We start from the raw sequence: 17,341 nt of genomic DNA, 5'->3' as shown, positions 1-17,341 counted from the left end.
CGGCGGGATGCGTGTCGGTGCAATCGTGTTACAACATGGCCCGGTTGGTTTCAGCTCTGTAACTAGCGGCTCTGCGTCGGCAACAGCGCTCTGACGGCCTCGATCGTGTCGGCTTCGGCGTGCGTCTTGTCGGGCCGGTAGCGCAACACCCGCGCGAACCTGAGCGCGACGCCGCCGGGATAGCGCGTGCTGACCTGAACACCGTCGAGCTCGATCTCGACGATCAGGTCGGGTTCGAGGTACACGGTGTGGTCGTCACGGCTGCGTTCGTGCTTCGGAAACTCGTCGGTCTGCCACTGCAGCAACGCGTCGGTGAGACCCTTGAACGTCTTGCCGACCATGATCGGCGGGCCACCGTCGGGGTCCCGCGCACCGAGGTGAAGGTTCGACAGCCAGCCCGTCCGCCTGCCGTACCCCCACTCCGCACCGAGGACGACGAGGTCGAGTGTGTGCTCGGGTTTGACCTTCTGCCAAGTTCTGCCGCGCCTGCCCGCCGCGTACGACGAGGACAAGGCCTTCACCATGACACCCTCGTGTCCTGCGTCGAGGGCTGCGTCGAAATGCGCTGCGGCGGAGTCTGCGTCGGGGCGAAGGAGTGCCGGTATCCGATGCTGCGGCGCGACGCGGTCCAGAGCGTCGAGCCTTCGCTCGAGGGGCTCGTCGAGCAGGTCGACGCCATCGAGGTGGATGCAGTCGAAGAAGTACGGATGCAGCAGGAGGTCGTGTGCGCTGTCGGCCCCGAATCTACTCATCGTCTCCTGGAACGGCCTCGGTCGCCCGCTGTCCGTCAGTGCCAGCGTCTCTCCGTCGAGAACCACACTGGTACAGGGCAATTCACGAATCAGCTCGACGAGTTCCGGGACGCCGGACGTGATCTCCCGCAGCGTCCGTGTGTAGACGTGCACCTCGTCACCCGATCGGTGCACCTGGATTCGGGCGCCGTCGAGTTTGTATTCGACGCTCACATCGCCGCCGAACTCGGTCCACGCCCCCGCCAGCGTTTCGGCGGGCGACGCGAGCATCGGGCGAATCGGTCTGCCGACCGTCAGGACGAACTCGGCGAGCGCCTGCTCGCCGCCCGACAACGCGGCGGTTGCCGTCACCGACAGACGGCCGGACAGCATGAACGCGCGTCGGACGGGTTCGAGCGGCAACCCTGCAGCCTTCGCGATGGCGTCGGTCATGACGCCTTCCAGTGCGCCCTGGCGTAGTTCGCCCGTCATCAACCGGACGAGGAAGTCCCGCTCGCCCCGGGTGGACCGGCCGAACAATTCTGCGAGCAGGTCTCGGCGTCGTTTCGTCGAACCGGAACCCGAGGTCGACGCCACCGCACCGATCGCGTCGTCGACTTCGGCGATCGTGAGCACCGGCTGCTCGACGGGATCGGCCTCGATGTCCGACAGTGTGCGCCAGCCGATACCGATGCGGCCCTGCGTCATCTCACCGGACAGCCACGCGACGACGGTCTCGACCTCGTCGGGTCGGAGATCGGCCAGCAGCGTCTGCAATGCCTCGGTCTTCGCCTTGCGCGACCGCGTTGCACCCACTGCCACGGACGTGTCGACGATTCGTGTGAACAGCACGCTCTGAACGTAACCCGAACCACCGACAGCTAACCGCGAGTTTCGGAGGAGCTCAGCTGAAGCCGAGAACCTTGTCGCCCCATGCGGCTCGCATGGCGCTGTCCGGGTCGTCGACGAGCTGGTCCTGCGAGTCGATCACCAGCGTCGACCACGTGGGTTCGGTGTACGGCGCCCAGTGCTTGGCTCCGTCGAGTGTGGCGGGTACTCCGTGACGCGCGAACGCGACCCACCGCTTCATGATTCGCGCCGACACCGCCGTCGCCGACTTCCGGCCACCGAGCCAGAACGTCGGATCGCGATTGAGAGTCCCGAAATTGCCGAAGACGTACGGCAATTCGGTGGCATGTCCGGCCCCGATGCGCGCAGCTCTGAGCATCGGGGTCGCATGATCGAAGCGGTACATCCAGACCGGAGCGTGGCGGCTGTGCGCGTCGGCGATCCACAGGCTCGGCATGCGGAACCCGGCATCTCGCGACATCGCCAGTGCCCCGGCAGGTTTGGATCTGTCGGGATAGGCGGACATGATCTCGGCGACGCGAAACGCAGGGAGATCGGCATGGTCGTTGGCGATGGCACGGAACATCTCGGAGACCGTGTCGGACGTGACCGGCATCAACGGTGACTTCATCAACCGGAAGATCGAGGCTTCGTCGTGATTGGTGCCGATGATCAACGGAATTCGATGAGCGTGGCCCTTCTGGAAGGCAGCCACCGGATAGCGAGGAACGACATCGCCGTCGACGACGGGTGCGAGCCCCAGGGTGCCGGGCGACCGCGTCGGAATCTCGTAGCAAAGAGTGTCTCCCGCTGCGACGAGCTTCCTGAAGTCCATCGACAACAGCTCGTCGATGCGATCCGGGGTGACGTCGATCAGCTCGAGGAACCGGGACGCGACGACGGCGGCGCGTTCGGGGCCGTACACCGACGTCGACGGCGCACTCTGCACGATGGCCTGCGAGAACAGGCCGTCCGCCTTGGGCGACGTCATCAGCGTCGTGATCGACGCGCCGCCGGACGATTCGCCGAACACCGTGACCTGTTCCGGGTCTCCGCCGAACGCCGCGATGCACTGCTGCACCCATTCGAGCGCGGCGATCTGATCCCGCAGTCCGAGATTGGTCTCGAACACCGCGTCCTCGGTCGTGAACGACGACAGGTCGAGGAATCCGAACGCACCGAGCCGATAGTTGATCGTGACGACGACGAGATCTCCCAGTTCGGCGAGATTTCTGCCGTCGTACACGCTCTGCGCCGACGACCCGATCGAGTACGCGCCGCCGTGAATCCACACCATGACCGGTCGCGGTGTGCCATCCGGCTCGGGGGCCCAGATGTTCAAGGACAGGCAGTCCTCGGACATCGGGATGGCCTGGTCGATGGGAACCGGACCGTTCCGACTCTGGGGTGCGATCGCACCGAACGAACGGCACTCGCGTGGTTCCGTCCACGGCTGCGGGGGGCGTGGTGCCCGAAAACGCAAGTGTCCCTCGGGAGCGGCCGCGTACGGAATGCCTTTCCATGCGAAGACGTCGCCGTCGCGATACCCGATGGCTCCCCCGTACGCAGTGTCGACCGACCGCGTCGCCTCACCTGTGGTTTCGACCTCGATCATGACACCTCCCCTTTCTGGCCGACGCTCGCCAACGTACCAACTTCGTGAGACGTGACGACTTGTCTAAGCTGTGACGATGTATCGACGCCGGGCACTCGGTCGTTCCACCGCAGCCCTGTTTCTGCTGGTCCTCGCCGGATGCAGCTCCAGCGTCGACGGCAGCGCGACGGCCCCGCTCGCCACCGTCGACACGAATCCACCGTCGGTGATTCGAACCACGACACCGTCGACACCACCGGTCACGACGACGCAGGCACCGACCACCACGACCACGTCGTCGACCGCCCCGACCACCACGTCGAAAGCCCCGCCGACCGCCGATGCCTCCGCATACGAGGGGCAACCCGGCTTCTACTTCTTCACCAGCCCCAGCGGAAAGTTCGAGTGCGCGATCGTCGTCACCGAGACGTCGGTTGCAGGCTGTCATGGCGACTTCCCGCCGACGGCACCGCGCGTGGAGGGTAGCGGCGCACCGGGATCGACCGTCGCACCGAACACCGTCGAACTCACGGCGGGCTCACCCGCACGATTCCTCAGCTCGGGGGATCCGCGCTTCCACCGGTTCGACGGCCCCGCACGCGCACTTGCCTACGGCGAGACTCTGGCCGTCCCCGGCAGCGGCGAGTCCAACGGCCTGTCGTGCCGCGTCGACGAGAAGGCCGGGGTCTCGTGCCGAGACCAGGTGGGCCACGGCTTCACGGTGTCCGATTCGGCGTTTCGACTCGAATGACCGCGCCGTTTCCGTCCTGACAGCGGTGTTTCGCACGGCAAACCATCGGGCATAAGACAGTCGGCGCGCCGAATCCGTCGCGCATGTTTCGTCGCGGCCGAGAGCGCTGAGCTTCCCGACCGGGAAGGAGTGCGTCCCCATGTCAGAGCAGCCGACCCGACCCGCCACGGGCAATCACAACGCCAAGGTCATCGGCGTGAGTGTGGCCGCAGCGGTCGGTGGTTTCCTGTTCGGCTTCGACAGCTCGGTCATCAACGGTGCTGTCGACGCCATCGAAGGACGATTCTCGCTCGGATCGTTCACCACAGGCTTCGTCGTCGCCATCGCACTCGTGGGATGTGCCGTCGGCGCATGGTTCGCCGGCTCGCTCGCCGATCGGTGGGGACGCAAGAAGGTGATGGTCCTCGGATCGGCGCTGTTCACGATTTCGTCGCTCGGGTCCGGCCTTGCGTTCAGCGTCCCCGACCTGATGCTGTGGCGCATCCTCGGTGGCCTCGGGATCGGCATCGCATCCGTCATCGCTCCCGCGTACATCTCGGAGATCGCGCCGGCGAAATGGCGCGGCAGCCTCGCCTCGTTGCAGCAGCTCGCGATCACCGTCGGTATCTTCGCGGCCCTTCTGTCCGACGCGTTGCTTCAGGGCGCCGCGGACGGTGCGTCGAACGATCTGTGGTGGGGGCTGGAGGCGTGGCGGTGGATGTTCCTCGTCGGCGTCGTTCCCGCGCTGGTCTACGGTCTGTTGGCCGTCACCATTCCCGAATCGCCCCGGTTCCTCGTCGGCAGGCACCTCGACAAGGAAGCCGCCGAGATTCTCGCCAACATCACCGGTGAGCTGCATCCCGACGAGCGTGTCCACGAGATCCGGCTGACGCTGCGCAAGGAAGAACGGTCCTCCATCAGGGACATTCGCGGTCCGCGGTTCGGGCTCCAACCGATCGTCTGGGTCGGCATCATCATGGCCGTGCTGCAGCAGTTCGTCGGCATCAACGCGATCTTCTACTACTCCACGACGCTGTGGAAGTCGGTCGGGTTCACCGAGGACCAGTCGTTCGTGACGTCCGTGATCACGTCGATCATCAACGTGACGATGACGTTCGTCGCCATACTGTTCGTCGACCGCATCGGTCGACGCAAGCTGCTGCTCGCCGGATCCACCGGAATGTTCGTCGGTCTGCTCATGGCCGCCATCGCGTTCTCGCAGCAGATCGGCAGCGGCGACGACGTGTCACTCCCCAGCCCGTGGGGAGCCATCGCGCTCGTCGGTGCGAATCTGTTCGTCATCTTCTTCGCCGCCACCTGGGGTCCGATCATGTGGGTTCTGCTCGGCGAGATGTTCCCGAACCGGATGCGCGCAGTGGCCCTCGGCATCGGTACCGCGGCCAACTGGACCGCGAATTTCGCTGTGACGCTGGCCTTTCCGCCGCTGACGCAGGCGGTCGGCCTGTGGGTGATCTACGGCTTCTTCGCGGTGATGGCTGCGGTGTCGTTCTTCTTCGTGAAATCCAAGATCCCCGAGACGAAGGGCATGGAGCTCGAGGAGATGCAAGCCTAGCGATCGGCTTCTGGGGTCTGGGCGGGTCAACCCAACGCTTCGGCGATCGGGGTCGAGCCGTTGTCGAACTCGATGAACCGGCCGATGGTTCCTGGGCTTGCGATCGCAGCGACCACGGCGGCAGCGACGTCGTCGCGAGTGACGGAACCGCCTGTCGCCCCGGCTTCTTTCGTGTCGATCAACCCGGTGCCCTGGTCGAGAGTCAGCGCGCTCGGCCCGAGAATGGTCCACTCGAGCGAGGTCGACTTCAGGTAGTCGTCCGCCTCCGCTTTCGCCTGCGCGTATGCGTGGAACGAATTCCCCGAATCCACACCGTGATCGAGACCTGCACCGAAGTAGGACACCATGACGTAGCGCGAAATACCCGCACGTCCTGCAGCGTCCATCGACCGAATGGCAGCGTCACGATCCACCGCGTACGTCCGCTTCGAATCGCCGCCTCCTGCACCGGCAGACCAGACGACGACGTCGTATCCCTCGATCAGCGCTGCGATCTTGGCGACGTCCAGGTACTCGATGTCGGCGACGATGGGCGTCGCACCCGCGTCGGCTACGTCACCGACGTGATCCGGGTTCCGCACGATGGCCCCGACCTCGTGACCGGCCCCCACGAGGAGCGGCGCCGCTCGAAGCGCCACCTTCCCATGACCTCCGAATACCACGACTCGCGACATGAACAGCTCCTTCGACGACGGACGGCACTGAAGTTCCACGGTACCCACCGCCACCGCGCGTCAATCACGGGCGTCTGTCGGTTCCCCCATCGTGGAAACCGTTCACCGGCAATTCTTTCGACCCGTTCGATTCCGACGGTACGGTCCACATCTCGGGGCTGACGTCGGCGCCCCGTGCTGGTGCAGGGTCTCCGGCCCCCAGCCACCCGTTCCATGCCTCGGCCCGTATCTCGCCTACCGACGGGCGGCGATTCGGCAGCGGCACGTCACCGAACAGTTCGTCCTGGGGAGGATCGAGATCGACGGGTGACCAGTCCGAGGCCGGGGTGGCAGCGTCGATCGAGACGGTGTTCGGTTCGATGCCCAGTGACGCCAACGTGGTCCACAGGCTGCTCATCGCGGCCTCCGGGTCGAGCCAGTACTCGGACTCGCGCACCCGCCAGAACGTCCACCCGCACCGCTTGAGTTCCTGCTCGCGTTGCAGGTCGGCCGATCGGCGTTCCGGCGTCGCCACCACGACGTCGCCGTCGCACTCGACGGCGAGTCGTGCGGACCGCCCGGTCACGACGAGGTCGATACGTCGATTGTTGACGACGACACCCGGGTTGACGTGGAACCCGCGGTCACGGAGTTCGACGAACACCTGCTGCTCGAAGATCGTGTCGAACTCGGAACGACGCGTGTCGGCGGTGACGCCCTCCGGCATCGGATCGGCGGGCGCCGGGGACGCCGACGCCATGTAGCTGAGCAACGAGTTGCGCAGGTCCGCTCGCTTGAGACGGTCCACCGTCACCGAATGGAAAAGCCACAGCTGGTCCTTGGCGCGCGACGCAGCCACGTTGAACCGTCGCTTGTACTGATTCGCCGTCAGCGCCACGAAATTCTGCGTCGGCGCGACGACCATCGACAGCATGACCACGTTGCGCTCGTCGCCCTGGAAGTCCGGTGGCGTGCCGATGCGCAGACGCCGGTCCTCCCACTGTTCGATGCCGATGCGTTTGATCAGTTCGTTCCTGATCTCGTCGACTTGGGACGTGCCCTGCAGAACGACGACGCCGAACGTCATGCCGTCGTACACCGGATCCGCGAGACATTTCACGATCTGGCCGACGATGGCGAGCGCTTCGGTTCGGTTGACGAGAGACGTCCCCGACCCGACTGCCTCGGCATCGGGCACGAAGGTATGACGCAGCGGTGGAAGTCGATCCGCACCGAACTGCCGCACCGGAACGAGTGGGGAGTCGCCGTAGAACTGCTGCGACGACCAGTTGATGATCTCGGGCATCGAACGGAAATGCTCTCGCAGTCGGACGACCTGTCCGAAGCGCGTCCGCAGCATCGAGAACAGACTCGACCGTGGCGTGAGCGTCGCACGTACATGTTCGGGAAGGTCCGGTAGGTACGCGTCGAGACGAGTGAAGACGTCCTCGAGCGTCCCTGACTGCGGCACGTCGGCAGGTGCGCATTGCCGGTCGTCGCCGACGACGATGACCCGCGGCGCGAGGTAGAGCAGGAACAGGCTGGCGATGTCGGCCTGGCTCGCTTCGTCGACGATGACGACGTCGAAGCTGTTCCGAATGGGAGGGATCGACGCCAGCACCTGCTGCAGCGGCATCACCCATGCGGGTACCGCGGTCTGCGCGTCGCCCATCGCCGACCGCGCGGCACTTCGGAAGGTCTCGGCGTAGCGGCCCGCACCCGTTCCGATCGCGGAGACGTGTTCTCGATACGTTTGCAGCGCACGCACTTCCACGGCAGTCATGCGTTCGAGGCAGTCCCGCCAGGCCATCGCTGCCGCAAGCCGGCCGGTGAGGTAGCTCAGATCGGCGTCGGCGGCGTTCAGTTCCGCTTCGAGCTTCAGCTCCAGACCGGCCTCGTGTTGCTCGGTCACCCATTCGCGAGCCCGTCGCCACGCCCACGCCTTCGACATCTGCCAGCTGAGTTCGTCCCAGTCCGAATTGCCTGCCGTGTCGACGACGAGTTCGTACAGTGCGGGCGCCGCCTCGGACAGCGTGGCTGCGAGCTCGTCCTGCTTCTGCTGATCCTCCTGCTCCAGGCATGCCGCGTTGTAGGCGACGACGGCCGCTGCGACGGCGTCCTCGTCCGCGTCGCCCAACGCCGAAACCAGAGCCGTCCCTTCCGGTGAGGGTCCGGAATCGATCTGTGTCGCAAGCGAATACATTGCTCGATCGAGCTCCGCGCGGGCCACGTCGGCATCGATGCGCGTCGCGATGGCCCCAGCAGAACCGGCGAAGGCCGACGCGTCGTCGAGGCTCTTGATCCACGGCGCCGACGGCGACACCGCGTACAACCGCTCGACGAGGGCGTCTCGAGCATGCAGCACACCGGAGACGCGCGTCAGTTGACTGGTGACGAGCCCGAGGTCGTTGACCTGTCTCGAACGAGAACCCTCCGTGGACACCGAGATTCGCAGATCCGCCAGCAGGACGGCGGCAGTCGCAACGATGTGCAGCGCTCGAATGTGTTCGGCGACAAGACGTGCCGCAAGAGCAGTCGTCGGCGGCAGACCGTCGACGGAGGCCGTGATTCCCAGTTCTTCGACGGCCTTCTGTTGCGCGCTCCTGCGGAACCGGGACTTCCATTCGATTCCCGATTCGAGCGCCACGGCAAGGGATTCCATCGCGTGCAACGCCGCGGTGGTGGTCGTCGAACACTGCACGTCGTGGGCTCCGACGAAACGATCGGCCCGCGCGGCGGTGTCGACCATCGAGACGATGCCACTGACCCGCGACCACAGGTGGGCCGACTCACCGGACAACACCGAATCGGTCAGTTGCCGATAGACGGCGTCGAGTTCGGACACCTCTCGCACGCGCGCGTCCAATTCCTCACAGAGGCGCCTGATCTCGAACGCAGCAGCCGGATCGACCCCGCCGAGGAACTCGACGAGGTGCGTCGATTGCTCGGAACCCGTGGCCACGTGCGCGTTCGCGCGTTGGCACAGCGACCGCAGCTCGGCCGAGTTGGGCAGAACCGTGTCGAGGCGAGGCAGTGACTGGCGAGCTCGACGCGTGCGCCCGTCCGGGGCTGTCGCGATGAGAGTGCGGAGATTCTCGACCTCGGTGCCGGTCAACGGCGGCCGATCCGTGAACAGCGGGCCGGGCAGCCATTCGTGCGCCTCCTGCGTCAGGACCATCTTGCGGACGACGGCCGCCGCCGTGCCGTCGAACCCGTCGGAGACGAACGGGTGAACGACGGTTTCGGCGTCACGCAGTTCGGACACCGACTGCAGCAGGGCCGCACGCCTCGCCACTGCCTCGTCGCGCCGGGCACGCAGCGATGCGATCTTCTCCGACTCGTCGACCTCGTTGTACGACGCCTTGCGGTCGGCGATCCGAGACACGCTTCGGCTGAGCTCCTCCGCACCGCCACGGGACAGATCCGTGATTGCCACGCACAGTTCTTGCAGTTCGGGTGGCAGCTTGTCCCTCAACACGCGCAACGCCTGGGACTTCTCGCTCGTCACCAGCACGCGCTGCCCACGCGCGAGCAATGCGGACAGCAGGTTGGCGATGGTGTGCGTCTTGCCCGTCCCGGGCGGCCCTTCGACGACCACCCCGCTGTCGAGGCCGAGACGTCGAACGATCTGTGACTGTTCGGCGTTGGCGGGCAGCGGAAACAGCGGATCCTCGGCGATCGACGCGGCGTCACCCGACCCGGGAGCGGAACTTGCAGGGACGCCCCTGCTGTTCGAGCTGCGCGACAACCATGCCAGCCGATCTGCGGGCTCGATGGGTTCGACCAGCTGAGCGAGGCCGAGCGGCACGCCGTCGTCGGACCTTTCGAGATCGGCGATCATCTGCTCGTAGTAGTCACGCAGCGCGAACGAATCACGCTTGCGGAGAACGAGTGCAGGCGAGACCGTCAGACTCGCTCGATCCGCGGTCGCGAACGTCGACGGCCTGTCGAGGTCCGGCCGCACGTCGACCGGAAACGCGAGCGTCGCCTCGGCCCACTCCGACAGAAACGGAACGATCTCGGCGGACACGGGCGACGCGACGCGGGCGGTGAGAATTTGCTGCAGATCCGTGGACCTGGACGCGTCGAAACCCGGCCGTCCGGCGAGAAGCTGGGTGTCCTCGAGCCGCGGCCGACCGTTCGACGGCAGCTTGACCAGTAGATCTCCGGTGCGCACGTCCCGTTCGACCGTCGCTGCCTGCGCGATCAGGTGGGTGCAGACATTCGCACCCGACTCGGCCGACGCCAGTGTCAGCAGGCCCGATGCGACGACCAGTTCGACCGACTCCGGTCGCGACGACAGCTCGTGCATCATCAGCTGCAGGCTTTCGTACAGCGACGCTTTCGGACGCGCGACGCGGTCGACCTCGGCCCACTTTCGCCATCGGGCCGAATATGCAGAGAATGCGGTGCGAATCTCGTACGCCCGCCGCACGTCGAAATCCGCGTCGGAATCCGCGTCGTCGCCGGGTGTCGACGGCATCGCAGTATCGGTCAGTTCGAGTGCGCGGTATCGGCTGTCCTCGATCATCGACGAATCGATGGAACCGACGAGAATCTCCGGGACTACGGGCGGGTCGGTGACCTCCACAGGGCGCACGCGTAACAGCACGCCGCCCGATTCGACCGACGCGTCGACCGTGGGGACGACCGCACCGTCGTGCAGCCAACGAGTCCGCAGATGACCCTCGAAGTGCAGTATCGGCTCGGTTCGCGCCACCACTGTCTCGCGGAGGAACCGAAGCAACCGCAACACTCTGTCTCGAACGTCGCCGGCCGGGGCGTCGCCACCTGCATGGTCCCGAGAGGGCTCGGGGCTGACACGAGAAGGCTCGGGGCTGGCCCGAGAAGGCTCGGGGCCTGGAACCGGTGCGGTCGACACAGTGAAAACCTCTGAACTCTTCGAAACGGCCGTTCTCGAACAGGGACGGAGCTTGCACGCTCGGAACAGACTAGTCGGCACGACGCGTTTCTTCACGATCTCTGAACCATCGGTCTTCTTTGTCGTGGGATTTCACAAAACGTGTCCGCTTCCGACGGTCAGCAGCCACAGTCGACAGGTCCGGAATGCTCACCGACGGCCGAGCGGATACGCAGCGATCGATCACCGTGATGCACAACGTCTTTCGAACAGGCATCGGAACACACGTGCGCGCGTCCGTCATCTCGGAACGCGTCGCCTGAAAGATCGCGGAAGATACCCGAAGTCGATCCTTGCCGCAAACAGCAGACCGCACGTCCTGACGAGCCTCCGACAGCACACCGGTACCGATCGGTAACGTACCGACGGGTAAGTAAAGACATGACCGTGAGCGCGAAATGTCAATTCCAACAACGCTACTCGTCAGTATCCCGTCAAGACCCCAGGGTCTTTTCACAAGTTTTTCACGGCAACTCCGTGAAAAACACTGTGTTGGTTGACCTTTGAACGAAGCGATATCAATCACAGTTTGCCCGAAAGTAGTTGACATGGAAAAACACTGCCGAGCCGCTAGAATCAGTTCTCGTTCAGCCAGCGCCTGAAGATTTCGCGGGGCGGGGAGAAATCAGAATCGGATGGACGACACGAGCGAAGAAGACGGTTGTCGGGGGGCCTGCAACGGGTGGTAATCCGCCCTCGCAGACTTGCCGGCGTCTCTTGCCCGCGCACGCGCCGACGATTCGATTCCCTCCCGCTGGCGGTCGACCCTCGACCGACGACATCCACCACCTGACGAAGAGAGACACGTTGTTCAAGCGGATAGCAGTAGTCAACAGAGGCGAAGCGGCCGTACGCCTGATCAGAGCCGTCAAGGAACTCAACGCCGAGTACGACTACGGCATCCGGACGGTCGCCCTCCACACCGAGGCCGAACGACGGGCAATGTTCGTCCGTCAGGCCGACGAAGCTGTGACACTGAACAAACCCGCCTCCGGGTCGGCGTACCTCGACTACGAGGTTCTGGAAGCTGCACTCGTCGAATCGCGTGCCGATGCGGTGTGGGTCGGCTGGGGATTCGTCGCCGAGGACCCCGCGTTCGCGGACATCGTCTCCCGACTGAACATCACGTTCATCGGCCCGTCCGCGAGCGCGATGCGCCTGCTCGGTGACAAGGTCGAGGCCAAGCTGCTCGCCGAGAAGGTCGGCGTCCCCGTCGCACCGTGGTCCGGTGGTCCCGTCTCCACTCGCGCCGATGCCCGGCGTCACGCGCAGGCGATCGGCTATCCGCTCATCATCAAGGCACGCAGCGGTGGCGGCGGTCGCGGTATCCGCAAGGTCTTCCACGAGGACGAGCTCGAACTGGCTCTCGAGCGCACCCAGGGTGAAGCCGAGCGATCCTTCGGCGACCCCGTCGTCTTCATCGAGCGCCTGGTCACCGATGCCCGCCACGTCGAGGTGCAGGTCATCGCCGACAACCACGGCAACGTGTGGGCTCCCGGCGTCCGCGACTGCTCGATCCAGCGCCGCAACCAGAAGGTCATCGAGGAGTCCAGCTCTCCGCTGCTGACGAAGGAACAGTCCGACCACCTGCGTGCGGTGTCCGCGGAACTGGTCCGGGCCGCCGAGTACTCCGGTGCAGGCACCGTCGAGTACCTGTACCAGCCCGAGCAGAAGATCTTCACGTTCCTCGAGGTCAACACTCGACTGCAGGTCGAGCACCCGATCACCGAGTTCACCACCGGCCTCGACCTGGTCAAGCTGCAGATCCTGGTGGCGAACGACGAGCGCCTCGAAGGCGACTGCCCTCCCGAATTCGGCCACGCCGTCGAAGCTCGCCTCAACGCCGAGGACGCCGACAACGGATTCGCTCCCGCGCCCGGCAGCGTCGAACTGCTGAAGTTCCCGCTCGGATCCGGCATCCGCGTTGACACCGGCATTGCGCAGGGCGACGTCATCCCGCCCGACTACGACTCCATGGTCGCCAAGGTCATCGCCTGGGGACGCGATCGTAGCGAGGCCCTCGCCCGTCTACGGACCGCGCTGCGCGAGACGACCGTCGTCATCGACGGTGGCACGACGACCAAGTCGTTCCTCCTGAGCCTGCTCGACCGCGACGAGGTCATCACGGCATCCGCCGACACCGGTTGGCTCGACCGCACCGACGCCGGAACCGCGACGGGCCCGACCGCGAAAGCCGACATCGCCATCGTCGCCGCCGCGATCGACGCGTACGACGCCGAAGAGGCTCGCGAGCGCGCCGCGTTCCTGACCTCCGCCCGTGGTGGACGACCCCGCGCCAGCCACACCATCGGCCGCACGGTCGAGCTCAGCTACCAGGGCCAGGCCTACAAACTCGGCGTCAGCCAGATCGGCCCGCACCGCTACCGCGTCGACGGTGACAGCGGGGACCTCCAGGTCGACGTCGAACGCCTCGGTGACTACCAGAGCCGCCTCGTCGTCGGCGACAGTCGCTACCAGGTCGTGACCGTCGCGCAGGCCGCGCACTTCCTCGTCGAGGTCGACGGCATCAGCCACCAGATCAGCCAGGACGAGGCAGGCCTCGTGCGCGCACCCGCGCCAGCGGTCGTCGTCGCCGTTCCTGTCGCCGTCGGCGACGAGGTCGAGGCAGGCCAGACCCTCGTGGTGCTCGAAGCCATGAAGATGGAAACGGCCGTTCGCTCGCCGTACGCGGGCCGGGTCAGCGAGGTCCTCGCCTCCGTCAACGGTCAGGTCGACTCCGGCGCCCCGCTGCTGCGCGTCGACGAAGCCGGTGAGCAGAAGGCGTCGTCGCAGACCGCGCGCGTGGACTTCCGCACCGTGACTCGCCCCGAGGGTGAGACGGCGAGCTGCCTCGCTCTGGCCCAGTTGGACGAATTGGCCGCTCTCATAACCGGATTCGACGTCAACGCATCTCGTGCACGGACGCTCCTGTCCGACTACGAGACGCTGCGCAGCCAGGTCCCGCGCGACGATCGTCAGGTCGTCGACGCAGAATTGGCTCTGCTCAACACGTTCGCCGACATCTGCGAGCTCTCTCGTAACCGTCCGACGATGGACGAGGAGAACACCGACACTCGCGTCCACTCGCCTCGCGAGCACTTCCACTCGTTCCTGCAGTCGCTCGACGCGGACATCCAGGGATTGCCGGATACGTTCCGCGGCAAGCTCTCTCGCGCGCTACGTCACTACGACGCAGAGGACCTCGAGCGCGGACCCGAGCTGGAGGAGGCCGTCTACCGTGTCTTCCTCGCGCTGCAGCGCATCGAGAATCAGGTTCCCGTCGTCGCCGCGCTGCTCGATCACTGGCTGTCCGACTCGTCGACGCAGCCCGCAGCAGGCTCGGCCATCGGCGAGGTCCTCGAACGCCTCATCGTCGCAACCCAGGCCCGCTACCCGCTCATCGGCGACGTCGCCCGCAACCTGCGATTCCGCCTGTTCGACGCCCCGCAGATCGCACGGTCGCGCGAGCAGGTCTACGACGGCGTCCGCGGTAGCCTGCAGTACCTCGCCGAGAACCCCGACGCGCCGGACTACGCCGCGCGCATCGATGCGCTCGTGTCGACGCCGGAGCCGCTGCTGGACCTGCTGGCAACCCGCGTCGCGGATCCGGGTGCACTGCTCGAGGTCGTCACGCGTCAGTACTACGAGATTCGCACCCTCGAGGACGTCAAGGCGTTCGACCGCGACGGCAAGCACTTCGTCACCGGCAATTTCGAGCTGAACGGCGAACGGCTGCAGCTGGTTTCGACGGCGACCGCGTTCGACGACCTGGCACGAACGATCGATGCGATCGACGACATCGCCGGGCCTGCGCCCGAGCATCTGGCCGTCGACCTGTACCTGGCGTGGCCGAACGCACCGAAGGACGGCGACGAGATCTCGTCGACCATCCATTCGGTTCTGTCGGCACATCCTCGCACCAGCGGATGGCGTCGCATCACGATCACGGTGTGCGGCACGGATGTTCGCCACGTGACGTTCCGTCGCCCGACCACCGAAGGGTCGCAGCCCCTCGCGGAGGACACCGTCATCCGCGACATGCACCCGCTCACCGGTCAGCGTCTCGACCTGTGGCGTCTGAAGAACTTCGACGGCAAGCGTCTGCCCGCGACACCGGGTACCTACCTGTTCCAGCTGCAGGCCAAGGAGAACCCGGCCGACGAGCGTCTCATGGCTCTCGCCGAGGTCCGCGGCGTCACAACACAACTCGACGAGAACGGTGACGTCGTCGCGGTTCCCGAGATCGAGCGCACCGTCGCCGCGTGCCTCGACGGCATCCGCCGTGCTCAGGCAGGACGCAAGAAGCGTCTCGACGCCAACCGCATCACGCTGTACGTGTGGCCGGTGCTCGAGGTTCCCGAGGACAAGCTCGCGACGATCGCCCGGCACATCGCGCCGTCGACGATCGGTGCAGGCCTGGAAGAGATCACGATGATCGCGCGCCTCAAGAGCGGCCCGGACGCCCCGGTCCGCGACGTGGCCATCCGCTTCTCGTACCGATCGGGTGCGGGCGTCATCGCGAAGGTGACGGCCAAGCCCACCGAGCCGCTGCGTCCGCTCGACGAGTACACGCAGAAGGTGCAGCGCTCGCAGGCCCGCGGCACGGTGTACCCGTACGAGCTGATTCCGCTGCTCACCGGTTCGAAGGGCGCGTTCACCGAGTACGACTTCGACGACAGCGGCGCGTTCGTGGCCGTCGATCGTCCCTACGGCCGCAACAAGGCAGGCATCATCGCGGGCCTCGTCACGACGCCGTCCGAGCGCTACCCCGAGGGCATCACTCGCGTCGCACTGTTCGGTGACCCGACCAAGGCGCTCGGTACCGTCGCCGAGGCCGAGTGCTCGCGCATCGTCGCCGCCATCGACCTGGCCGAGAAGCTCGGTGCGCCGGTCGAGTGGTTCGCACTGTCCTCCGGTGCCACCATCTCGATGGCGACCGGTACCGAGAACATGGACTGGGTCTCACGCGGTCTGCGTCGCATCATCACGTTCACGCAGGCAGGCGGCGAGATCAACATCGTCGTCGCAGGCATCAACGTCGGCGCGCAGCCGTACTGGAACGCAGAAGCCACGATGCTGGCGCACACGAAGGGCATCCTCGTGATGACCCCGGACAGCGCAATGGTGTTGACCGGCAAGCAGTCTCTCGACTACTCCGGTGGCGTCTCGGCCGAGGACAACTTCGGCATCGGCGGTTACGACCGCGTCATGGGACCGAACGGCCAGGCACAGTACTGGGCACCGAATCTTCGTGCCGCAGTCGAGGTTCTGTTCGCTCACTACGACCACGCCTACGTCCTGCCGGGAGAGCGGTTTCCGCGTCGCGCCGTCACGGCCGACCCGTCGGACCGCGACGTGCGCAGCTACCCGCACGTGCATCCGTCGAGCGACTTCACCACCGTCGGCGACATCTTCTCGTCCGAAACCAACCCGGATCGTAAGAAGCCGTTCGACATTCGCACCGTCATGCGTGCGGTCGTCGACCAGGATCACTCGGTGCTCGAGCGCTGGGCCGATATGGCCGACGCCGACACCTCGGTCGTCTTCGACGCGCACCTCGCCGGAATTCCGGTCAGCGTCATCGGTATCGAGTCGCGGGCCATCCCGCGTAAGGGATGGTTCCCGGCCGACGGACCCGACCAGTGGACGTCGGGCACGCTGTTCCCGAGTTCGTCGAAGAAGACGGCTCGCGCGATCAACGCCGCCAGCGGCAGCCGTCCGATCGTCGTGCTGGCCAACCTGTCCGGCTTCGACGGCTCCCCCGAGTCGCTGCGCAACATCCAGCTCGAGTACGGCGCCGAAATCGGTAGGGCCATCGTCAACTTCGACGGTCCCGTCGTCTTCTGTGTCGTCTCCCGCTACCACGGTGGAGCGTTCGTCGTGTTCTCCGGAGCGCTGAACGACAACATGGAGGTGCTGGCCGTCGAGGGCTCGTTCGCCTCGGTGCTCGGTGGAGCTCCGGCGGCAGCGGTCGTCTTCACCCGAGACGTCAACGCCCGCACCGCAGCCGACCCGGCCGTCAAGGACATCGAGGCCCGTCTCGCCGCCGCCGAGACCGACGCCGAGCGCACGCACCTGCGTGTCGAATTGGCGCAGGTCAAGACGGACGTCCGCAACGCCAAGCTCGGCGAGGTGGCGTCGGAGTTCGAGGCGATCCACAACATCCAGCGCGCTCAGGAAGTCGGATCGGTGCACCACATCGTCCCGGCCGCCGAGCTTCGCCCGCAGCTCATCGCAGCGGTCGAGCGTGGAATGGCCCGCACCCAGGCGTAAGTGGTTCCGACACAACA

Annotated in this window: 7 protein-coding genes; 3 read left to right on the top strand and 4 right to left on the bottom strand. The window is 65.9% G+C overall.

From position 1 onward, the window contains the following. Positions 1 to 62: 62 nt before the first annotated feature. Entirely contained in the window at positions 63 to 1,583 is a 1,521-nt protein-coding gene (locus tag DK926_RS24815) for an ATP-dependent DNA ligase (protein ID WP_114332612.1), read from the bottom strand. A 52-nt stretch (positions 1,584 to 1,635) separates the two neighbouring features. Next, the gene (locus DK926_RS24810; RefSeq protein ID WP_114332611.1) at positions 1,636 to 3,195 is read right to left on the bottom strand and encodes a carboxylesterase/lipase family protein; all 1,560 of its coding nucleotides are present in this window, start codon (positions 3,193 to 3,195) and stop codon (positions 1,636 to 1,638) included. Between the two features lie 76 nt (positions 3,196 to 3,271). Between DK926_RS24810 and DK926_RS26915 the strand changes: the two genes are divergently transcribed. After that, entirely contained in the window at positions 3,272 to 3,925 is a 654-nt protein-coding gene (locus DK926_RS26915) for a hypothetical protein (protein WP_207890909.1), read from the top strand. A 139-nt stretch (positions 3,926 to 4,064) separates the two neighbouring features. Beyond that, positions 4,065 to 5,477, top strand: a complete 1,413-nt coding sequence (locus tag DK926_RS24800) for a sugar porter family MFS transporter (RefSeq protein WP_114332610.1) — start codon at positions 4,065 to 4,067, stop codon at positions 5,475 to 5,477. Positions 5,478 to 5,503: 26 nt separating this feature from the next. On the opposite strand, the gene DK926_RS24795 is transcribed toward DK926_RS24800, so the two are convergent. Both DK926_RS24795 and DK926_RS24790 read right to left on the bottom strand, forming a co-directional pair. Further along, the gene (locus tag DK926_RS24795; protein ID WP_114332626.1) at positions 5,504 to 6,151 is read right to left on the bottom strand and encodes an SDR family oxidoreductase; all 648 of its coding nucleotides are present in this window, start codon (positions 6,149 to 6,151) and stop codon (positions 5,504 to 5,506) included. Positions 6,152 to 6,215: 64 nt separating this feature from the next. Further along, positions 6,216 to 10,886 carry an AAA domain-containing protein gene (locus DK926_RS24790; RefSeq protein WP_114332609.1) on the bottom strand — a complete coding sequence of 1,557 codons (4,671 nt, stop codon included), beginning with the start codon at positions 10,884 to 10,886 and terminating at the stop codon, positions 6,216 to 6,218. Positions 10,887 to 11,858: 972 nt separating this feature from the next. Here DK926_RS24790 and DK926_RS24785 point away from each other — a divergent pair. Then, a complete protein-coding gene (locus DK926_RS24785; RefSeq protein WP_114332625.1) occupies positions 11,859 to 17,324 on the top strand; it encodes a carboxyl transferase domain-containing protein in 5,466 nt (1,821 codons plus the stop codon). The last annotated feature ends 17 nt before the right edge of the window (positions 17,325 to 17,341 follow it).

It is taken from the genome of Rhodococcus sp. Eu-32, from assembly GCF_003336925.1.
Classification (GTDB): domain Bacteria; phylum Actinomycetota; class Actinomycetes; order Mycobacteriales; family Mycobacteriaceae; genus Rhodococcoides; species Rhodococcoides kyotonensis_B.
The sequence above is the reverse complement of the archived record's forward strand: the minus strand, read 5'-3'. Positions and strand labels throughout refer to the sequence as shown.